We start from the raw sequence: 22,685 nt of genomic DNA on the forward strand, positions 1-22,685 counted from the left end.
TCACTGTAGCATACCTTAATGGCGAGATGTACTACCAAGCCTCGCTAACTTAATGCCGCTTCACATTTACTGCGTAACAGATCGCGTAACATCAACATCGCGGGCGTCACTTGTGTGCGATTAGGACAAATTAGCCATAAACTAATAGGCGGTGAATTAAAATCGTGAAGCAGTTCAACAACATGACCAGTACGTAAGTCTGCCGCCATATCTAATCGCGACTTCATGGTAATGCCCTTCCCTGCGACAACCCAGCGATGAACTACATCTGCATCATTACTTAATCGATTACCCGACACTTTTACAGCGTACTTTCCTGCGTTATCCGTAAACGGCCATGTATCATAAACCCGGTCGCCAAAACGATAGAGCAAACAATTATGCTGGGATAATTCTTGGGGGTGTTTAGGTTCACCATATTGCGCTAAATACTCTGGGGATGCACAGACAACACGGTCTATCTTAGCAATCAAAAACGCCACCATCGAGGAATCATCAGGCTCACCATACCGCAGAGCCATATCAACCTTGTCATGAAAAAAGTCAGCCAAGTTATCACCAACATTCAGTTGTATGGACAATTCAGGATAGTCATCCATCACTTCATCAAGCCAAGGTAATACGATATTTCTGCCTAAATCAGATGACGTTGATAGTCGTATTTCACCGGCAATTTTCCCCTGCATTTCGTTTAATGACGCTTTACCTTTCTCTAATGCCGCTAGCGCTTCTGTGCAATGCACTAAATAGCGCTCACCTTCAGCAGTAATACGCAGTTTACGTGTCGAGCGAATAAAGAGTTGCACCCCAAGTTGTTTCTCTAGGCGTTTTAATGCAGCACTCGCGGCAGCCGGACTCATGTCCAACTGCAATGCAGATGCGGTGATATTACATGTTTGCGCGGTTCGCACAAAAAGAGTGAGATCTTGAATATTCATTATCAAATAATTTTTGAAACTGTTAGTTATATTACCCTCTTTTTAGAGTAGCAATAATCAATGATAATGTCCTCACTAACGCAATATATGATCAATGAAAGGAAAATATAGATGACAACGCCATTAACGATTGTTGCTAACATCGAAGCGAAAGCAGATAAAATTGAGTTCATCAAAACAGCGCTATTGAAACTGATTGAACCGACTAGACTGGAAGAAGGTTGTATCCAATACGACTTACACCAAGACAACAACAATCCAGCACTGTTTACTTTCATTGAGACTTGGGCTACTCCGGCTTTATTACAAGCTCACCTTAATAGCCCACATTTAAAAATGTATGTGCAAGTAAGCGAAGGTGCCGTAGTGGATTTTAAGTTAAACGAACTCACTAAAATCGCTTAAAACGAATTCAACTTAAACATAATCTCTTACTTGTAAGTACACATTATTAAGGTTTTACAATGACACACCAAATTATCAAAGATTTAAGCAGCCGCTATACCACTAAAAAATTCGATGCATCAAAAAAAGTATCTCAAGCAGACCTAGCTGTAATAATGGAAGCAATGCGCTTATCAGCATCATCAATTAACTCACAACCGTGGAAGTTTATTGTTATCGAAAGCGATGCGGCAAAACAACGTATGCACAATACCTTTGCCAATAAATTTCAGTTTAACCAACCACATGTTATGACTGCATCACATATTATTATTTTTGCCCATAATCCAAAATATACACGCGCAAACTACGAAGCCGTGATTGATAAAGGTATCGAAGATAAACGTACTAAACCTGAAGATAAAGAAGGTGCATTCGGTGCGTTTGCTTTTGTTGAATTAAACACAGGTGAAGATGGCGATACATCGGCTTGGACGAAAGCACAAACATATCTTGCACTGGGTAATACCATGCATACATTGGCTCGTTTGAATATTGATTCAACACCGATGGAAGGCATTGATACTGAATTAGTCAGCAAAGAATTCGCGGTAGAGTTAGATGGTTACGTAACAGATGTGGCACTGGCAATTGGTTATCGTGATGCGGAAAATGATTATAACATTGCGCCACCTAAATCACGTTTAGCAATGGAAGATGTGATCGTAAAACTGTAATAATTTTAAGGTGCGAGTAAGCTACTAGTACGAGCAATTCATACGCACGTTGGTGCGTATGAATAAAAAATGGTGTCCCAGAGAAGATTCGAACTTCCGACCTAGCGCTTAGGAGGCGCTTGCTCTATCCAGCTGAGCTACAAGGACTTATAAACGTCTGAGAACTATACTATATTGTTTCGCCATTTCACAAGTAGCAGTCTGTATTTTTGCGATTTGAATGTCGTAACTCTGATTTCTGATAATTTCTGTAACGGCTAAGTACTTTATAATATCCCCTATTATATCAATACTTACCTGCCGGACTTTTATGGATTTCATTCAACTTTCTCGTATTAGCTTTAAGCACCTGACTGTTTTACATGTCATGCTATCGACTCACAGTGTGACCCGCAGTGCCGATATATTATGTATGAGTTCATCCAGTGTCAGTAAAACCCTTTCACAACTGCGTGTACTATTAAACGATGAATTGTTTTATCGTGATGGTACTCAGCTTATTCCGACCCCTTACGCACTTAAAGTCGCTCCAACACTGCATCTCATTATCAATAATATGAATGGATTATTAAATAGAGCTAGCTTTGAACCTTCACAGTTTGCAGGTCAATTTTCATTATCTATGCGAGAAAGCACTTTTGAAATATTTGCGCCAACGATCACCAACATACTCACTCAACAAACACCGAGCGCACAAGTCGAAATTCATTCTAAAGAACAGTTAGGTTTTGATGCATTATTAAATGGACAAGTGGATGTTATCATTCTACCCCATGATAAAAGTCAGCCACCAAGTAATGAAAAACAGTTGGTCTGGGAAACGGTCATCGAAGACGAAATGATTTGTGTAATGCGACCTGAACATCCACTCGCACAGCAAACGTTAACCACTGAAAAATACCTTAGTTATAAGCACATAGGGATCTTTGATAAAGAACTTAACCAGCCTTACTTTGAACAATTTTTAAAGCAGCAACACCACGCTAGAAATACCGTCATTTCAGTGGCAGATTTTGGCAGTGCTGCAACCGTTTGCAAACAATCTGATTTTTTGTTCACTTGTTCTAAAAAATGGTTTGAAGTGGCAAGTCAGGCACAAGGATTGGTCGCGAAACCATTACCGTTTGATTATGGGCAAGTTGTATATAGCATGGTGTTTAATAAATTGGCGTTAAACGAGCCTGCGTTATGCTGGCTCTTTAACAATATAAAGCAGGCGCTACACATCCCACGTTAATATTAAGTCGAGTCGATGTTAAACCTAGATATTAGGTGCAGATATTAGGTATAGGTATCAGGTATAGATTGACGGGACAAGTACTTCCCGCCCTAATCGCTTAGTCAGTTCACTACTAAACTGTTGCATCTGCTCTTCACTGCACTTATCCCACATTAAAGCATCGCCAATAACGCCATGATGTTGAAAAGCATTAAGGCGGATATTAACCTGTTGTGGCAACATGCTTAAATATTTTGAAACAGCATCGATTTCACTGAGCAAGTCGGTTTTATCAGGGATATAAAGTAACCTAACCTCATGCAACTTATCACTTAAAGCCAATAAGTTGATACTCTGTATAACACGATGGTTTCCTCTTGCAGTCAACCACAAATGTGTCGCATCTTGCCATGCTTTTAAATCGATCATAGCACCATCAATATACGGTAGAAGCTTATACCAACCTGTTTCAGATAAACTCCCATTACTGTCAATAAAACAACTCAGCTGAGCAAGCTCTTTAGAGGCTTTGACGGCTTTAAATAATTCTAGAACAAACCCTAACTGTAAGGTTGCTTCACCACCCGATACCGTAATGCCATTTAAAAAATGGTGATGTTTAGTAATTAATTCAATTAATTGCCTTACCGAGTAAATCGTTGTTTTCGGGTTCGACTTATTTGGACAAACCTCAATGCATTTATCACAACCAGTACAACGCGACTCATCCCATGTGACTTTATTGATCTTAAGGCTAAGTGCTTCTGTCGGACAAGATACAACACAGTCACCGCAATCATCACAATGATTAATCGTGTGCGGATTATGACAGGTTATACAATCGTAATTACAGCCCTGTAAAAAAATCACAAGGCGGTTACCAGGCCCATCGACACAAGAAAACGTCAGTATTTTACTGACTATTCCTTTTTTATCGAAGTTAATCGGCATGGACTGAATCATTAATTTGCATAGCTCGGGGTTGTTTCAAGTGCAGCAACACGTGGTTTTCGATCCAAAATACCGGTGTTTTTTGCAGCCTCGGCACCTAAGAATGTCGTATTAGTACGAGAGCCTTGAGCGTCAAATGTAGCGATATCAGAAAGCTTAACCATGTAGCCCGTCACACGAACTAAATCATTTGAAGCAACATTTGCTGTAAACTCACGATAACCCAACTGCAATGTGCCTTTCGCTAAATTAAACATCGCTAACGGATTTGTTTTTACCGTTTCATCAATCGTTAAAATATCACTGATTCCAGAACTGTAATATTGATGATGAGGTGCATTAGCCTGCACATAAGTCACAGGATCCGGTTCTGTACCATAAGGAATACGTACACCCGGTGTTACGTCTTTATCTAAGCTAATACCACCCTGTGCATGTAATAATGCCTTCCCCTTATAACCATACTTAACATCTGTTGCAGCAACAATCTCGGCAAGTTTTTTAGATATGGCGTGCCCAAGCTGATTAGAAATATCGTCATGGCCATACTGCGCATTAATATTTTCTTTTTCCATTAATACGTTCACAGCTTCCGCCATACCGTAAATACCGAACATAGGTGCGAATCGGCTTTCATCAATAAGTCCCTCTGTCGTTAGAAAACCTTTAAAGAAGTTAGACTCTTCATGTAAGAAACAGCTTCGAGCATCGATTAAGTCGAACATAATCGCGCAATACTCCGGTAATACAGTCTCGATAAAGTCCGCTTTACTCTGTGCTTTTTTCGCAATTTCTTTTAAGTTCATGCGTACTAATGTATTTGCCCCTCCCGCTAACGGCAAAGAATTATAGCAGCTCACAATACCAAAACCTGTATGATCAAACGTCTCGGCGTGTATAGGGTAATTAGCAATATGTGGTTTGCTGCAAACACAAATGTTATCCGTTGCTTGTCGCAGTAAATCATCAGGGGTAACTTGAACGTCGTACATAAACGTTAAGTTTGGTGCGATCTGTTTTAACTCAGCATCAACACGCAAAATAGTACGGCAAATAATATTATCTGTTGGACCAATATTTACATGCATAAAAGCATCTGGCAGAGTGCGATCAAGCATGATCCAAAATAGCTTTATTTTTTGATAAATCTGTTGTTCATTAAGGTCGCCAATATAAGGCATTAACACGGTATCCAACTGACCAAGGTACACAGGAATAGAAGTCACTGAAGGCACGTGATGATACAGAATAGTCAGTAAATTTAAGGCTTCATCAAAGTTAGTGGCCGCGTCTAATTCTAGGTATTGAGATCCTTGAGATAAGAATTTTGCATAATCAGGTAATACATAACGAGGTTTGAACGGTGCATGCCCTTCAAACATGTCACACAAAATACCTGCATCAATCGCTTGTTGCGCTTTTTCATCTATCGCCAAATAAGGTAGGCTTGCTTCAGCCTCTAACGCTAAATAATGCGATTTTTGTTTTGCCGATAAATTACTATCAGTGATGATACTGTATAAACGAGCCTGAGACATAATGAACCTCCATGATTAATGTAAGGTTATTATAAATGAAGCGTATTACTTTCCGTTAGTGAAATTAACGGGAACACTTATTTCCATTTTGGAATTCACAACATAATCTAAACGACTGATATAATGTGCAATTACCCAGCCTAATCATAAATTCACATGAGTCAGAAACATCACCGTTTATACGGCGACACAATCGTATTACCAGAGCGAGGATGCTGTGACACCATCACCAAATCTTGATATAAATATGCAATATTATCTTTCGTTAATACGTCATTCGGTTTACCTTCCGCCATGATCGCACCTTGGTTCACCAAGATTAATCGGTCACAGAATTCTGCTGCTGTATTTAAATTATGGATAGCCACCAGCGCTGAATTGCCTTTTTGACACGCTTGGTAAAGCACATTCATCAATTGTGATTCATGGCCAATGTCCAAACTGGCAGTGGGTTCATCAAGTAACATTAACGGCGCATCTTGCACTAACAAACGCGCAAAATTAACCAACTGCTTTTCACCACCGGAAAGCTCTGTCACTAAGCGGTCTTGTAAGTGAGCAATCCCCAGCAGCGTTAAGGTTTCTATTGTTTGCTGCGAAATTGTTTTGGCTGACACGATTTGGCTTTGCTGTTTAACATGAAACCCTAACGCGATTGTTTCCATCACACTAAACGGAAACGCGGCTTCACTGTATTGCGGTAAATAACTTAAATGACGGGCGCGTTCTAAGTGCGGTAAGGTCGTTAATGATTGTTGTTTAATAAACACCTCACCAGACGAGATCCCTTGAAATCCACTCACGCATTTCATCAAGGTACTTTTACCCGCGCCATTAGGACCAATAATGCCCACCAGCTCGCCTGCGTTAATCGAGAATGAAATGTCATTTAACAGCGTTTTCGATCCTGCTTTATAACCAAGGCCAGACACCTTTAGTAATGCTGAACTCATGCTAAATTCCCTTTACGCTGAAAACGAATAATTAAACCAATGAAATAACATCCGCCAATAAAGGAGGTTATGACCCCCACTTTTAACTCATTTGGCGCAATAATCCATCGACCTAACAAGTCACATATCAGCAGAAATATAACCCCAAAGATGGCCGAGAAAGGCAGCAGCTTTTCATGAGCAGGGCCGACAATTAAACGCACTAAATGCGGCACCATCAAGCCGATAAAACCAATAGGCCCCGCGATCGCAATCGACATCGCGGTGAGCAAGGTAGCAAACATCAATAATTTGAATCGTGTCTTTTTAACATTGAGACCTAAACTATGCGCACTTTCTTCGCCAAGAGCCAACAGGTTCAGAGACCGACTTTCTCTTAACAACAAAACCGATACAAGCGCGATAATCGGCGCTGGCCACATAAGTTGCGACCACACGCGACCGTCTAATCCACCCATAGCCCAAAACACAAATTGGCTCATTTCATATTGCTGAGCCATTAACAGCAAGCCCATTCTTGCACCGCCCAGCAAACTCGACAGCGCTAACCCCGTTAAAATAAGAAATAGAATTTGGGTTGAAGAATGACGCGACGCTAATACATAAATTAATCCCGCAGCAACCAATGCCCCCACGGTCGTAAAAACAGGTAACCACATAGGGTTCATCACTGACAAACCCGTTACTATCGCAAGCACTGCACCAAAACTACTACCAGAGCTCACCCCCAACACATCAGGGCTCGCCAATGGATTCTTGAATAACCCTTGTGTACACGCCCCTGCAAGTGCCAATGCGCCACCCGCTAAAATAGCCGCACAAGCACGGGGTAAACGGATATGTAACACGATAGCGCTCGCCAAAGGTTGTTCTTTTAGCGCTAACTCGCGGCCACCAATCAAATAGGATTTAAACAGGTCTAAAATATCGACAATGGGAATATGGATAGCGCCCAAGCTGAGGTACAGAAAAAATAGACCTAAAAAAAGGACAATAGAAAGCAGCACCTGTACTGATGTAAAACGATAAAAAGGCATAGAGACTACTTATAGACAGAGTGATTAATAAAGCGAATAGCATCCACATAGTACTGGCTATACACACCGCGTAACGCATGGGGTACTTGATAAACGCGGTTATGTTTAATCGCACTGACCGATTGCAGAGAGGGATCTGATAATACATCTTGCTTAAACTTGCTCGCTGTATTGTCATCGCCATATACCCACGCAGGGATGAATAATACCTCTGGGTTTAACGCAATAATCATTTCTTTCGATATCGGTACTTGCCCGTATTTATCCGTTGCATAATCTTTAATAATATTCACTACGTTCGCTTGCTCTAACAGCCCATTCCATGACGAATCTTGACCACTTGACGTGCCCCACGGGTTGTAATCCATCCCCGTTAATTTGTGCTCAGTCGAAATAATATCAGCCTTTAAGCGAGACCGCATCGTGGTAATAATTTGCTGCGCTTGTGCGTTTTTATTGACGATCTGACCCACGCGCGCTATCTCAGCTTCAATCTCATTGATATTTTTAGGGGCTTGCAGACGGAATACGGTAATGCCTGCACTCTCTAAAATACTCAGTTTGGCAGGATCACTCCAATTCGCGGCAAAGAGAATGTCGGGGCGATTGGCGATGATCATTTCAATATTCAGCCCTAATAACGGCACACCGTCAGGCAAACGATCAATAATTAATGAATAATTAGGATTGATGGCAAGATCCGTTAAGCTCGATAACGACGCGTCATCGACTAAATCTAACAGTACTGCATCCGTGAATAAGGTTTTCGATGAAATTCTTTGCGGCTGCTTTTCAATAACAATCGACTTGCCAAGCCCATCGACAACCGTCAATGGATAGCTGGTATTCGCCAGTGATGAAAATGAAATCAGTAAAATGAAGGTATAGAAAATATGCTTAATACTAGCTAACTCCTGTAAATCGCGTACAAATTTAAACGGTTAACCTCATGTAAACCGTGCTCTTCGTATCTGACTTAGTGTAATTAGCACAATTGACTCTGCTATTTACACCACACAGTGGCGCGCCCGTTACGGATTTAAACCGTATTCCAAAGATGCTGCATATTGTACGTGGCTACAGGCAGATATTCTACATAGGTTAAGTAAAGAAAATTCGCCTAATCACTTATACCCCGTCAATCATAAGGCATGTTATGGTAGCGGATTATAATTTTGATTAAGCGATAACGTAATGACATTAAAAGCGTCGGGTAATATCGATGAACTTTGCTACCCGTTCATCTTTGAAGACAGTCCACTGTGTGATTTTGAAATCTTAACCGATGAATTGTGTACTTATACAGGGCTGGCATTATCGCAAGTCACCAATACTGAAGTACGTGAATCACTTGAGCGATTACAGCCAAAGATATTTAATTTAAACGGATCTATTCGTGGAAAATGTGGGATCTTTGAAGACGATATTCAAGCGCTATTAACAGACCTTAATTACTTTAAAGCACAAGTCACTGATAATGCGAAACGCTTTGTATTACCGAGAGGAACAGGGCCAGTTATTCAGCTACATCAGTGTCGTAGTTTGAGTAAGAAAGTCGTACGCCAATTAGTATTGGTTGATAAAGTAGGTAAGAAAATTCCAGAAACCCTGCCCCGCTTTGCCAATGCTTTGACGAACTATTATTTCGTACTAACACGTGTATTGAATCAAGAAGCAGGCGTTGAAGAACCTGAATACGTGAGTATTAACTACCCGAAACCAAGCTAACGTGAACTAATGAAGCGGATCTCACATGCAAGTACCATCAATGTTTAAAAGAGAAGAGTTTGGACTGACACTTCGCCAAACTCGGAAGGCCAAGGGATTGTCTCAACTCGATTTTATCTCGCAGCTGGCCAGTTCTCATAAAGAGTTTGTTGATATAACACAGACCACCTTATCTTTATGGGAAAGTGGTAAACGAGAACCCTCATTATTTCGTCGTATCGCTATTGCGCGCTTTTTCACTATCTCCTATGAAATGAATGAAGCTGAACAACGATTGGTGAATAAAGCGAAAATGATCGACCTTGGTCATCGACCTTCTTTTTACCCCTTGCCGATGTCGGGAACTATGCGTGTTAAATTTTCAGCGTTAACCGAAAAACAAATCAATGTGATACAACAAGGTCATTTTACCGCTTATAATGAAACACTAGCGGATACAATGGATGCATTTCCAACCTCTCAGTATAATGTCGATTTGTTCATGAGCGAAAACACGATAATCGGTCACTACATCTCAAATGATGCGGGTGTGTTAGTATCATTTTGCTCGATAGATAGCATGATAGCGATTGAGATGACCGTTGCGCTAATGGCTCAATTTACGTCGGTAGTGATCCCTATCCGAGTGCCTGCTATCGCGTCTTTCTTCCACGATTTACACTTTGAGCGTTACCCGACAGCATCGCGTATACAGTTTTATAAGGGTAACTTAAAAGATTTATGCAACAATCCTTTCTTCCAAGACTTAATCAATAAAAATGCCGACTTGGCTCGATTGAGCAGGGCGCAAAAAGGTTAAAACGAAAAAACCAGCTCGGAAGCTGGTTTTGATCGTGTCTTTTATCTGCTGAAAATCACAATATAATCAATACCTGACTGTTTGATTATACTTTCAAGCCTGCCGTTAAATTACTTAAGGCAATCGCTTGCTGATTTAACTTCGAGATACCCGCTGTTGATTGTAATATCACATCACCAATTTGATTCGATTGATTACGAACTTGTTCAACATTTGCTGCAATATCAACAGCAACAGATTCTTGCTGTTCAGCAGCCGCCGCAATCTCGGTACTACGATCTGATATTTGCTGGTTACGCTGCGCTATTTGAGTAATTTCATTATCAACAGAATCCATTAATTGTTGACTCGTTTGCGCCTTATTTACTGTGGTATCGATAATCGTAAGCAGTTGTGCACTATTCTGCTGGAACGAACCAATCATTTGTTGGATCTCAACCGTTGCACCTTGTGTACGTGCTGCAAGTGTTCTTACTTCATCTGCAACCACAGCAAAACCACGACCTTGCTCACCCGCTCGCGCGGCTTCAATCGCTGCGTTGAGTGCTAACAAGTTAGTTTGCTCAGAAATAGCATCAATGGTAGTAACGACATCACCGATACGGGCTGCATTCGCATTTAACTCAGATATAGACGCAGCTGCATCACCAATATCATGAGCTAGCGTAGACATTGCAGATTTAGTATCTCCAACTTGTTGTCTGCCGTACTCCGTCACTTGCTGTGCTTCATCTGTCTGTGCTGATGTTTGTTGTGCCTGCGTTGCTACCTGACGAATCGACGCAGCCATTTGCTCTGTCGCACTCGCTAATGAATCAAGATTACGTTGTTGCGCCGCTGATTCAGATTCGCTTAATTTACTACTTTGGCTTAAATCAGCACTGATCTGCTGAATCAATATGTTCACATTTTTGGTGGCTTTGACCATTTCTAGTTCACGTTCAGCAACCTTATCAATTGTGATCGCTATCGTACTAAATTCATCGCGTACAGGTAAGAAATTCATTCGGTGAGTTAAGTCACCATTAGCCAATAAGTTCAACGCGCGGTTCATGCCAAACATGGCACCACCAATAAATGTCATGATGTAATAAACACAAGCTAAAACAATCAATAACACACCGATAGTTAAACCGATTTGAACATTCGATAAATAATCAAACACATGAGGTAAGTCTTTCACTGCGAGTGAATAATCCATACCACTAATGCCCGTAGACAATTCACCACGGCCAAGTTGTAAGTTACTGTTTGCTAGTAGTGAACGCGCATCGGCTTCACTCACTTGGTATTTACTTAACAGACTCGCCGTACTATAAAGTTGTGACGTCACAATCTCCTCTTTTTGCTTATCGGCAGCACCGACAAGTACGAAGGAAATATTAATGACAGCGAACAAGGGTAATAAGAACAGCAAGTAGAATTTTTCTTGAAGTTTAAGGTGAATAAGGTACTTATCGATCCATCTAAATGTAATTTCTTTCATACAAACTTATTCCCTTGATTTTATAATGTGCTAATAAACTACTGTTTTGTGGCCATTATAAATGTGTCATAGACATATACAAGTCGATAAGTGATACCTTCCCCGCATTTAAAATAATATATTTAATAAAAGCGTCATTGATTAACCTAAAGCAGCATCAAAATGGATAAGTATTAAGTGGGCCCTATACCTTAAGGCTTAATTTATCTATCGCTAAGTTAAATAATTCATGTGTACGGCGTTTTTCTTCTGTCGTCGGTCGATTATCATTAACATAGATCCAATCACAGGATTTAAGGATGCTTTCACGTTCATGAATACTCGTTTCAGAATGAGACTCAGAAGGGGTTGCTAATGCCGTTAATTCAATAATCAAACGACAGTTATTATAATTAAACGGAACACGATGAAACGCTTTGTATGCATATTTAATAGCAAGATTCGCTGCATTTTCTTGTCGCTGCTCTTGTGCTTTTTCTGTCAGAATTTTACCTTCTTTTAAGCGTTGCTGAATTTCATTTTTCACCCCATTTAACATCTTAACCTGACTTAACATTAAGATATCATCATTGGTTTTTTCACATAATGTTTGAGCACGTAAGACCGAGGCATCATATAACTCTGGAATACCGCATAATCCATACAATCGAATGATGTTTAGCTCGGTATAAAAATCGATAATTGATAGTTCTGACGCTTGCACTTTATGCACGACTATCAAGGCATTTTTAATATCGCCATTGATATAAGCAAGAATACCCAGTCCGATTAATAAATTAAATTCAGCGAGTCGGTCACCTTCTGCTTTCGCACTAAATGCATGAATTTTATATTGTGCCTGACTCACCAATTCATCATGTAATTGCTCCGATTCGGTATATAAACTCGCTAATAAAAGTGAAACATACGTGTTCACCTCAATACCGTAACTATATCGACTGGTATCTTCGACCTTGGTAATAAAGCGCTGAAAGCCAGCAGCGGCTTTGTCATGCTGCTGTAAAGCCGTGTATAAATTAGCGAGTATTAGCTCGCGTTGTGGGTTGGCAGAGTTAATTTTATGTGCCGCATTAAACTCATGAATAGCATCAGGTAATCGGTCTCTGACCATCATACAATTGGCAAGACTTTGACGCACAACAGGCTGACGAGGATGCTTTATTAATATTTTATTGAAAATATTTTCGGCTTTATCGACATCGCCTAATGATTGGTAAGTTTGACCTAAGCCGATTTCGGACCAAAGAGAATTAGTGTCTTTACAGGATTGATGATAAAACGCCAGCGCTTCATCATGCCGCTTTAAGCGTAATAAGCAATCGCCATAAATACGATTAATATAGCTCATATACGGTGTATTTTTGGCGCGGTACTTATCACATAAATCGAGCACTGACTGATAATCTTTATTATCCATACCAGATAGTAAGGGGGCGATAACAGCTTTACGCGCTAATACCATTTCAATACGATGGATAAACTCTTTTGCACAAAAAGGCTTTAACAAATAATCATCGGGTTCTAATTCAATAAAATGTGTGACTACAGAGAGCGTACTATCCCCTGTCACACAAATGAATATCGTATTAGGTTCAAGTAACTTCCGCTGTTTAACTTCATCAAAAATAAGCGCACCATCAATATGGTGATTCATATTATAATCGCAGACAACCACATCATAACGACGTCGAGACAGTAAACGAATGGCTTTTAAACTGTCCGTGGTGCTATCAATAAACTCATTAGCCACACCCGCACTGTTTAACATCCAGCGTATTAAAGAAATTGTGATGACAGAATCATCAATAACGAGAAACCTTTTCTTACTAATCACGCGACACTCAACTCCATTTGAAAACTATCCCTTATTAAATATAGGACAGGCATCGTTCTCTGCCATAAGTTGACACAAAAAATATCGCTATTACAGTGTTTTTAATACAAAAATACCGCTAACACCAAATAAAGTGTTGGTCGTATGTGATATTAAAATGAAATAATACATTCTCGGTACCCTAGCATCTGACTTAATGCACCAAACAACTTAAATACGTTAATATTAATGATCAATAAAATAAGGGGGAGGAAAGATGAAAGAATTTGATATGAATTTAATTAAGCCTTTTATTAAAGTTTATGAGTTTAACTCTTTTACTAAAGCGGCTGATTTTTTGAATGTATCACAACCCGCTATCAGTGCCTCGGTCAAACGCTTAGAAGAATATTTAGGTTATCAACTCTTTATACGCAGTGGCCGAAACTTAACAGCAACAACCAGCGCACAACAATTTTATCAACAGGTCGTGAGCATTGTTGATGTTGTTGATAATGCTATTGATTCTAAAAAACAGTTTATTGTAACAGCACCAGAGAGCATTCTTTTAAAATTAAAACACTTATCGAATACCCAGTTAATTGAATCTGGAGACACTGAAGAAAAAACGTTTAATGATTTACGTATGCGTACCATTGATTTAGCCATTGATAACATAACCCAAAAAGAAAACAGTTTTTGTTTTGAGTTAATCCATGCAGAGCCATTAATATTAGTTTGCTGCCAAAGCCATCCCGACATTCAAGGTCAGATAACCACCGAACAATACCGACAAGCTGGCCATGTCGTCATGAACCTACGACGTCATAACATGCGAGCTGTGGAGTTTTTTAGTCAAACACCTATATTGCGTGAACGAGATATTAAAATGCAAGTATCTAGCCCGGCAAACATGATGCTAGCTGTACAGGGAACACCTTATGTTGCAGCAATACCAGCAGGACTATCTCATCTAGCGGAGTCTTTACATTTACAGGTTTTACCGCTCCCCTTTACGATTCGGGATATTGAGTATCATATGATTTATCACAAACGTTTCATTAAAGATCCTGTTCACAAGGCACTGCGTAATACAATCAAAGAAAGCCTTATTTAGTATCAGCTTTACTTATAGTAAGGATAAGCTGCACCCTGTTTTTGTTTATAATGAATGTCTTTATAGTGAGCTCATCAACACGGGGCAATACATACCGCCTTATCTTATCGTTAATATGAGTAATGACATTATGAAAAAAACAACACTAGCCACTTTAATTTTTTCAATTTCATTTGGCGCAATGGCGGCAGAACATGATCATGAACACTTTAGTGATATTGGCAATCAAGGTGGTAAAGCCGCTACTCAAGCAACAATTAAATATAACCAAGATTTTTCTAAAACACTGAACTATAAAGATACCCGCGCTTTTGAAAATAATAACCGAGGCTTGATTGCCACATTTGATCAAGAGACAGGTGACATCATCCGCAATAGCTTTGACTTTATCGACCCTGATGTGGCGAACGCTAATAAATCACCTTCATCAGTAAATCCATCGTTATGGCGTCAAGCAGTATTAAACCAAGCCGCAACGGGCCTATATGAAGTCGTTCCGGGCGAAGTTTATCAAGTTCGAGGGGCTGATTTAGCCTCTATATCGTTTATTCGTAGTGATAATGGTTGGATCGCATACGATGTACTTTTAACGAAAGAAGCAGCGGCACAATCACTTAAATTTTTCCAAGAAAATGTACCTAAAGACGGTGATTTACCGATTGTTGCAATGATTTATTCACATTCTCATGCCGATCATTTCGGTGGTTCTCGTGCGATTAAAGACGCGTTTCCAGATGTGAAAGTATACGGTTCAAAACATATCACGAAAGAAATTGTTGATGAGAATGTATTAGCAGGTAATGCCATGTCTCGCCGTACCGCATATCAGTATGGTGCAACGTTAAGCCGTCATGACCACGGTATTGTTGATGCTGCACTTGCAAAAGGTTTATCGCAAGGTTCGATCACCTATGTTCAACCAGATTACGAGCTAAACCATAAGGGTGAATTTGAAACATTAATTATTGATGGGTTAGAAATGATCTTTATGGATGCATCAGGAACCGAAGCCGAATCTGAAATGGTGACGTATATTCCAAGCATCAAAACACTTTGGACAGGTGAATTAACGTATCAAGGCATGCATAATTTATACACATTGCGTGGCGCTAAAGTACGTGATGGTCTGAAATGGTCTAAAAAAATCAATGAAATGTTACACACATGGGGTGATGACACAGATGTGCTATTTTCTTCTCATTCAGCTCCGGTATGGGGAACAGAAGAAATTTCTGACTTCCTAAAAATGCAACGAGATGCTTACGGGTTTACCCACAACCAAACGCTACGCTTAGCGAATGATGGTTATGTCATGCAAGATTTAGGTGACAAAATATATGATGTGATGCCATCAAGTATTCAAAAAGCATGGCATACCAATGGTTATCACGGTACTTATTCACACAATGCCCGTGCGGTTTATAACATGTATTTAGGCTATTTTGATATGAATCCTTCGAATCTGAATCCACTACCCGTTGAACCACAGTCTGTGAAATTTGTTGATTACATGGGCGGCAGTGACGTCATCATTAAAAAAGCACAAATCGACTTTAATAAAGGCGAATACCGTTTTGTGGCAACCGTCCTGAATAAAGTCATTCAAGCTGAGCCAAAGAATAAAGATGCACGTCAGCTATTAGCCGATACTTATGAACAACTTGGTTACCAATCAGAAGGTGCTGGCTGGAGAAATATTTATCTAACTGGCGCACAAGAATTGCGTATCGGTACTAAACCTGGCGCACCTAAAACGGCATCTCCAGACGTACTTGCAAATATGACAATTGAAAATTTATTCGATTACATGGCTGTACGAGTAGATTCATTAAAAGCACAAAACACCCCCTTCACACTCAATGTTGTTTTACCTGATACTAAACAAACGTTCTTTGTAGAAATGTCTAACGGTAACTTAAGTAATATAAAAATACAGGACGCGATAAACGCAGATGCAACTCTGTACGTTAATCGCAGTGATGTTACTAAAATTATTTTAGAGCAAACAACATTAGAGACGTTATTTGAATCAAAGTCAGCAGGTCTGACAGGTGACAAAACCGTATTAAACAAACTAATGGGTGCGTTAGTTAACTTTGATGAAAAATTTGAAATCGTGCCACGCCCAGTAAAAGGTGAAGAGGTAGACGCCGAGCTATATGAAGCACATACAGCACACTAAGATGACAAACTTAATTACTTAATTACTTAATTACTTAATTACTTAATTACTTAATTTATGAAACTTAAAAGCCAGCTGTTGCTGGCTTGTATATCATTAATTATCAAACCCTTTTATTTATAGCTGATTTCAGCCATTACACGGCGGTTAGCCAAGCGTCCCTCTTTGGTCTTATTACTTGCAATCGGTTGATCTTGTCCATACCCAACCGCTGATACTCGTGAATCATCAATACCATATTCGCTGATTAAAATGTCTCGAACGGCATTTGCACGACGCTGTGATAAGGTTTTATTATACTCGGCATTACCACTCGCATCAGAGTGTCCTTCAATTTCAACTGTCGCCCCCAAGAACTGTGTCATTAAATCCGCCACATTTTTAATCTCACTTTTAGCGGTATCAGGAATCTCAGCCGAATTATTGGCAAAATGAACTTCTAATTTTATTGATTCCGGTTGTTCTAATACGATTGCACAGCCATTTTCATCGATATTTTCAACCGACTCACTATCAGGACATTGATCTAAATAATCCGCAATACCATCATTATCACGATCAAGCGCACAACCACGGTCGTCCACATAGACACCACTTGGCGTTGCTGGACATTGGTCACTTTCATCAAGGATAGCGTCCCCATCACCATCAAGTAATACGATAATAGGTGTCGGTTTAGGCTCGCCACCAAAAGCATAACTAATACCCGCAGTGATCAACGAATCCCAACGTTCATCATCCAAACTGTTAATCATTTTAGCCTGTAATCGCGCAGACCATTTGTCGTTAAAATGATAACGGCTACCGACACCAACATTAAGCTGCGTTTCTTTACTATCACCAGATCCGGCATCAAATTTACCATGACCAACACCCGCATTAACAAAGGGCTGCCAATTACCCATCTCTGGTGTGTAATAAAGGCCATCAAGGGTATATTGAGAATTATCAACATCAATGCTGGTTCCATCGATATCTGAATTACCATAAAGATAACTCACTTCAGCACCAAATTTAGGGCTAATGACATATTCACCACCAATCACCAACGCTGCACTGTCTTCAAGGTTAAGCTCAGAGCCGTACATGTGATAACCAACGGCAGGGTTTAGATATAATGTACCTTCTTTTTCAGCAAGCGCAGGTAAAGACAACACCATACCGCACATAATTAAACTTAACTTTCCGCTAATACACTTCATCAACCATTCTCCTTTTTAAACAAGATTAGTTGATGTATATGTAAAGCGCATGATTTCAATCATTATTATTACCAATTTAATACATTAGTATTAGATTGGTAATACTACTTATAAATGCATATTTTATAGATTTATAGTACTTAGTGAATGATTATGAAATCAGCATCTGTATAATATTTAGTATAAAAAATAATAACAAAAAATGAGCAATTATGTTAATTCGTAAATATACCCAATTTTCAATTGGTTACCAAAAGCTTCACCAGCTACACATTACACTACTGGCATGCATTGCTTTTTATTCTGGCTATGAGTTACTTGAAAACAATAACTTAATATTTGCAGTGGGGTTTGTCGTGATCATTCCTTCGCTAATTATATTTGCTAAGTCCGCTGAATACGCTAGAAAATACTTTCCTTAGTATTGGCAGTCACCATTTAAAGTACATCAGTTGTTCGCGCATAACTTTGCGCAACAGCCTCCAGCAGAATTGTCTGTTAATGAGAACTGCCAGCCATAACTAGTGCACAAACGTCTTACAATCAGCAAACCTAATCCATGCTCTGTATTACCATCACTTTGTAACCCACAACCTGAATCGCTAACAGTGATTTGATCAGAACACACTGATACCTCAATCCCACCCAGTGACGTAAAGCGAGCCGCATTACTGATTAAATTTTTCAGTATCATGGCTAACACCGTTGGTGGCAGATTAATTTCGCAGTGCTCTACCACATCGATTGTCAATTCAACGCCCGGTTGTAATAACGTTTGATACTTGTTTATAGCAACCTCTTCCGCTGGTATTAGGTATAATTTTTTACTGCAATTCGCATTTTCTTGCTTAACAATATTGAGCAATACCTCAACGGTCGATTGCATATTTGTCGCCGCTGTTAAGATCCGCGTTCTTTGCTTATCCTGAAAGGCGGCATCGTCCTTCATACCCTGTAAGTTTGCCGCGCCTAAGACAATCGCAATCGGCGTTTTCAACTCATGACTGGCATACTTAGCAAACATCATCTCTTGTTTAACCAAACGCTCTTTCATTTTTTTATAACTGTTTAGGTGGTCTTTAAATTGCTTTAATTCGTCTATCGCGCGGTTAGACACAACAAAATCAGCTTCTTTACCTTCCCGTAGTTGCTCACCTAATTCTGCAACGGGTGCCATTAAATCACCAAATACCCTGCGCAATGCCACGCTTAAAAATACAATTAAAAACACCATCAATCCCAGTGATATTAGCATCAGTGTTTTCCAGTTATCATCACCAAAATCCATATCCCGCGTACCGACCGTCAAATACAGCGAGATAGGCTGTCCGCTGGCATTTATAAAAGGAGCGTAATACACCATAAAGCCATCATGTGAAAATGAATTAATCTTAGTAACGACGCCTTCTTGATAAGGTAATTCAGCTCTAATTTTATCCGCTAATGCGTCTTCACTATAATAAACATATACATAAGGACCGAGCCGAGTAGTATCACTTTTAACTAGGGGGTACTGATCTTTAGCGATGCGTTCAAATGACTTTAAGTGAAGCTCTATTTGTCTGTCTTCGTTAAAAACAAGGTATAACGAAAATGAAAAGAACACGAAAAATGAAGATGTTAAGGCGATAATAGAAAAAATAAAAATGAGTCGTGTTTTAGCATCTTTAATAGAATTACCCAGCGGTTTTCGATATAAAAAAGCATATAGTTTTTTCATTTACTTTTCCAACCTAAAGCCTAATTTCGGCACTGTCACTAACATAGCGTGAGCGAATGGCTTATCTAACTCAGCACGAAGTAAATAGATATGACCACGTAATAAATCCTTATCTGGCACATCCTCTCCCCACACTTCATCAATTAAAGCATCGCGAGAAACCACTTCCGGTGCAGACTTAATGAGCTTCACTAATAACTGATACATGACAGGGGTGAGTGTCAGTGCCGAACCTGCGCGCGTAACTTGATGCGTACTCTGATTAACCACGAGATCACCAAATGCAACCGTATTACTGGCAACCTCACCCCGAAAGCGTTTAATCATTGCTGATAGGCGTAATTCGAGTTCTGTAAAATTGAATGGTTTTGTCACGAAATCATCCGCGCCAGAATTAAAGCCCTTCATCAAATCATCAGGTCCATTTAACGCGGTAAGCATTAAAATAGGTGTTGAACAGCCCAGTTCTCGTAATGCAGTAGCAACTTGATGACCATCTTTCTTTGGTAGCATGACGTCTAAAATGATTGCATCAAACTCATTATCCAAAGCGAGTTGTAATCCAAGCTCACCGTTATCGGCAAAATCAACATGAGCCCCTTTGATTTCCAAGAAGTCGGCGAGAATACCCTGTAGTTCGGTATTATCTTCAACCACTAAAATTTTCTTATTCTTTAATATATCGAGAGGACTAGGCATTTGGATATTCCTTGGTAAGTACGATCGAACCTGAACATACTTAATTTAGCTTATAACACCCTTATTTTAACCAACCGATGTCAAATAAATGTCAATTCGACAGAGTAACATTTAGCTAAACATCTAAAAAAACCAGCACAAGGCTGGTTTTATTCATTCATACGATTTTAAACAATTTCGTACTAATTCACTGGATACCAACGATAAAATACAGTCGATAACGGTGGTAACGTTAACCGTAGTGAGTCCGTCAGTCCTTGACTCTGCACTTTATCGCTACCTGCACTCAATACGACGGGGTAATTGCTGCCTGCATAACTCTCAGCATCCGTATTTAATAGCAGCTCATAACGCCCAGCATTCGGCACTCCCAAACGGAAATTATCTCTTGGTATCGGGGTAAAGTTACTGATAACTAAAATACGTTCGCCGTTATCGCCAATACGTTCATGGGCTAAAACACTGTCAGCGTTATCATCTTGTAATCGCCATTCAAAACCTGATGGATCACAATCACGTTGATACAACGCCGCTTCATGTTGATATAACTGATTTAAGTTTGCAATTAGCTGCTGTACACCCGCATTGTTAGGTTCTTGTAATAACGCCCAATCCAACTCCGCATCATGGTTCCACTCGCGAGATTGTGCTATTTCTGTCCCCATGAAATTGAGTTTTTTACCCGGCTGTCCGTACATATAACCCATGTAAGCACGTAGGTTGGCAAACTTCTGCCATTCATCACCGGGCATTTTACCCAGCAATGATCCCTTACCATACACCACTTCATCGTGGGATAAGGCTAAGACATAATTTTCACTAAACGCATAAACTAACGGGAACGTGATGGTATCGTGATGATATTGACGATTGATAGCGTCTTCTTGCATATAACTCAAGCTATCGTGCATCCAGCCCATATTCCATTTAAAACCAAAGCCTAGTCCGCCTAAAAAAGTAGGCTTAGATACACCAGAAAATGCCGTTGACTCTTCAGCAATCGTCATAGCATTAGGAAAATGGTTATACACTTCTTCGTTCATCCATTTTAATACTTTAATGGTGTCGTAGTTATGATTACCGCCATCGCAGTTTGGTATCCATTCTCCATCATTACGGGAATAATCGAGGTATAACATTGAGGCAACCGCATCAACACGCAGACCATCAATATGGAACTGTTCTAACCAATACAAACTATTCGACACTAAGAATCGCTGAACATGATCCTTGCCGCAGTCATAGATATAACTTTTCCAGTCTTGATGCCAACCTCGTTTTGGGTCAGGATCATTAAACAGTGCTGTACCATCAAAATTAGTGAGACCATGATCATCTTCAGGATAATGAGCAGGCACCCAATCAATAATGACGCCAATACCCGCTTGATGGCATTGATCAACAAAGAACTTAAAATCATCGGGATGGCCAAAACGGCTCGTAGGCGCAAACATACCTATCGGTTGATAACCCCACGAACCATAAAACGGATGCTCTGATATTGGCATCAATTCGACATGGGTATAATGCATTTTCTGTAAATACGGGATCAGCTTTGCGGCCAACTCTCGATATGTTAAAAACTCACCATCGTCATTACGTAACCACGAACCAACATGCAACTCATAAAATGATAATGCCTGTTTATGTTTTTCTGTCACTGCTCGCTGTTGCCATGCACTGTCTTGCCACTGGTAATTGTCTTGTCTATATACCAAAGAGGCAAACGACGGATATTGCTCGGCATGTGATCCCCATGGGTCTGCTTTATGCGGCAAACTTTTACCCTGACTATCAACAATTGCAAATTTATAACGCTCACCTACATTAAGATCTGCAATGAATACCCCCCATAATCCCGCATCCAGTTGACGCAAAGCATGGTCGTTAGTATTCCAGTGATTAAAATCACCAATCACACTGACTTTGCTGGCGTGTGGTGCAAAAACAAGAAAACGTACACCTGATATTTGTTCACCAGCATGCATAAAGCTGACGCATTGCGCGCCCATTTCTTTATGCATTAATTTTGGTGAGTGTAGAGTATCCATACTTGGCATCAAGTCAGGATATTCTTCAAGATTGTGGATCACCGCCACATTAGCAACCAATTGCATTGAAATTTCCTTCTCCTGCATTGAAGCAAAACAAGGAGGCCGGTAAACCAGACTCCTTGTTGAAT

19 protein-coding genes and 1 tRNA gene are annotated in these 22,685 nt (G+C 39.9%); 7 read left to right on the forward strand and 13 right to left on the reverse strand.

The window, feature by feature from the left end:
* Nucleotides 1-44: 44 nt before the first annotated feature.
* On the reverse strand, nt 45-938 hold the full coding sequence (locus tag HWV00_RS14780; RefSeq protein ID WP_211682479.1) for a LysR family transcriptional regulator: 894 nt from the start codon (nt 936-938) through the stop codon (nt 45-47).
* 111 nt (nt 939-1,049) lie between these two features.
* On the opposite strand from HWV00_RS14780, the gene HWV00_RS14785 reads away from it, so the two are divergent.
* A complete protein-coding gene (locus tag HWV00_RS14785) occupies nt 1,050-1,343 on the forward strand; it encodes a putative quinol monooxygenase (protein ID WP_211682481.1) in 294 nt (97 codons plus the stop codon).
* A 59-nt stretch (nt 1,344-1,402) separates the two neighbouring features.
* Nucleotides 1,403-2,059 carry an NAD(P)H-dependent oxidoreductase gene (locus tag HWV00_RS14790; RefSeq protein WP_211682483.1) on the forward strand — a complete coding sequence of 219 codons (657 nt, stop codon included), beginning with the start codon at nt 1,403-1,405 and terminating at the stop codon, nt 2,057-2,059.
* A 70-nt stretch (nt 2,060-2,129) separates the two neighbouring features.
* Here HWV00_RS14790 and HWV00_RS14795 read toward each other — a convergent pair.
* Nucleotides 2,130-2,206: transfer RNA gene (locus HWV00_RS14795), tRNA-Arg, on the reverse strand.
* A 163-nt stretch (nt 2,207-2,369) separates the two neighbouring features.
* Here HWV00_RS14795 and HWV00_RS14800 point away from each other — a divergent pair.
* On the forward strand, nt 2,370-3,296 hold the full coding sequence (locus HWV00_RS14800) for a LysR family transcriptional regulator (RefSeq protein ID WP_211682485.1): 927 nt from the start codon (nt 2,370-2,372) through the stop codon (nt 3,294-3,296).
* Nucleotides 3,297-3,353: 57 nt separating this feature from the next.
* On the opposite strand, the gene HWV00_RS14805 is transcribed toward HWV00_RS14800, so the two are convergent.
* The 5 genes from HWV00_RS14805 to HWV00_RS14825 all read right to left on the reverse strand — a co-directional run bounded on the left by HWV00_RS14805 (nt 3,354) and on the right by HWV00_RS14825 (nt 8,590).
* Complete coding sequence (locus HWV00_RS14805; protein ID WP_255554597.1) at nt 3,354-4,229, reverse strand: YjjW family glycine radical enzyme activase; 876 nt, start codon at nt 4,227-4,229, stop codon at nt 3,354-3,356.
* 11 nt (nt 4,230-4,240) lie between these two features.
* Nucleotides 4,241-5,770, reverse strand: a complete 1,530-nt coding sequence (locus HWV00_RS14810; RefSeq protein ID WP_211686606.1) for a YjjI family glycine radical enzyme — start codon at nt 5,768-5,770, stop codon at nt 4,241-4,243.
* Nucleotides 5,771-5,937: 167 nt separating this feature from the next.
* Nucleotides 5,938-6,720 carry an ABC transporter ATP-binding protein gene (locus tag HWV00_RS14815; protein ID WP_211682489.1) on the reverse strand — a complete coding sequence of 261 codons (783 nt, stop codon included), beginning with the start codon at nt 6,718-6,720 and terminating at the stop codon, nt 5,938-5,940.
* Nucleotides 6,717-7,757: an iron ABC transporter permease gene (locus HWV00_RS14820; RefSeq protein WP_211682491.1), complete on the reverse strand. Its 1,041-nt coding sequence runs from the start codon at nt 7,755-7,757 to the stop codon at nt 6,717-6,719. Before HWV00_RS14820 ends, HWV00_RS14815 begins: the two co-directional genes overlap by 4 nt.
* Nucleotides 7,758-7,762: 5 nt before the next feature.
* Nucleotides 7,763-8,590 (reverse strand): ABC transporter substrate-binding protein, encoded by an 828-nt coding sequence (locus HWV00_RS14825; RefSeq protein WP_255554601.1) that lies wholly within the window; start codon nt 8,588-8,590, stop codon nt 7,763-7,765.
* A gap of 361 nt (nt 8,591-8,951) precedes the next feature.
* On the opposite strand from HWV00_RS14825, the gene HWV00_RS14830 reads away from it, so the two are divergent.
* Both HWV00_RS14830 and HWV00_RS14835 read left to right on the forward strand, forming a co-directional pair.
* On the forward strand, nt 8,952-9,485 hold the full coding sequence (locus HWV00_RS14830) for a cobalamin adenosyltransferase (protein ID WP_211682493.1): 534 nt from the start codon (nt 8,952-8,954) through the stop codon (nt 9,483-9,485).
* 25 nt (nt 9,486-9,510) lie between these two features.
* Nucleotides 9,511-10,284 (forward strand): helix-turn-helix domain-containing protein, encoded by a 774-nt coding sequence (locus HWV00_RS14835; protein ID WP_255554604.1) that lies wholly within the window; start codon nt 9,511-9,513, stop codon nt 10,282-10,284.
* A gap of 85 nt (nt 10,285-10,369) precedes the next feature.
* Here the strand turns inward: HWV00_RS14835 and HWV00_RS14840 are convergent, their stop codons facing one another.
* The gene (locus HWV00_RS14840) at nt 10,370-11,770 is read right to left on the reverse strand and encodes a methyl-accepting chemotaxis protein (protein WP_211682495.1); all 1,401 of its coding nucleotides are present in this window, start codon (nt 11,768-11,770) and stop codon (nt 10,370-10,372) included.
* A 184-nt stretch (nt 11,771-11,954) separates the two neighbouring features.
* Nucleotides 11,955-13,604 (reverse strand): response regulator, encoded by a 1,650-nt coding sequence (locus HWV00_RS14845; protein ID WP_211682497.1) that lies wholly within the window; start codon nt 13,602-13,604, stop codon nt 11,955-11,957.
* Nucleotides 13,605-13,860: 256 nt separating this feature from the next.
* Between HWV00_RS14845 and HWV00_RS14850 the strand changes: the two genes are divergently transcribed.
* Both HWV00_RS14850 and HWV00_RS14855 read left to right on the forward strand, forming a co-directional pair.
* Nucleotides 13,861-14,700, forward strand: a complete 840-nt coding sequence (locus HWV00_RS14850) for a LysR family transcriptional regulator (RefSeq protein ID WP_211682499.1) — start codon at nt 13,861-13,863, stop codon at nt 14,698-14,700.
* A 115-nt stretch (nt 14,701-14,815) separates the two neighbouring features.
* Nucleotides 14,816-16,882, forward strand: a complete 2,067-nt coding sequence (locus HWV00_RS14855; protein WP_211682501.1) for an alkyl/aryl-sulfatase — start codon at nt 14,816-14,818, stop codon at nt 16,880-16,882.
* 113 nt (nt 16,883-16,995) lie between these two features.
* Here HWV00_RS14855 and HWV00_RS14860 read toward each other — a convergent pair whose 3' ends face one another.
* The 4 genes from HWV00_RS14860 to glgB all read right to left on the reverse strand — a co-directional run bounded on the left by HWV00_RS14860 (nt 16,996) and on the right by glgB (nt 22,620).
* Complete coding sequence (locus HWV00_RS14860; RefSeq protein ID WP_211682504.1) at nt 16,996-18,084, reverse strand: OmpA family protein; 1,089 nt, start codon at nt 18,082-18,084, stop codon at nt 16,996-16,998.
* Between the two features lie 448 nt (nt 18,085-18,532).
* A complete protein-coding gene (locus HWV00_RS14865; RefSeq protein ID WP_211682506.1) occupies nt 18,533-19,804 on the reverse strand; it encodes a HAMP domain-containing sensor histidine kinase in 1,272 nt (423 codons plus the stop codon).
* On the reverse strand, nt 19,805-20,503 hold the full coding sequence (locus tag HWV00_RS14870; protein ID WP_211682508.1) for a response regulator transcription factor: 699 nt from the start codon (nt 20,501-20,503) through the stop codon (nt 19,805-19,807).
* Nucleotides 20,504-20,685: 182 nt separating this feature from the next.
* On the reverse strand, nt 20,686-22,620 hold the full coding sequence (glgB, locus tag HWV00_RS14875; protein ID WP_255554605.1) for a 1,4-alpha-glucan branching protein GlgB: 1,935 nt from the start codon (nt 22,618-22,620) through the stop codon (nt 20,686-20,688).
* Nucleotides 22,621-22,685 lie beyond the last annotated feature (65 nt).

This window comes from Moritella sp. 24 (genome assembly GCF_018219155.1).
Taxonomy (GTDB): domain Bacteria; phylum Pseudomonadota; class Gammaproteobacteria; order Enterobacterales; family Moritellaceae; genus Moritella.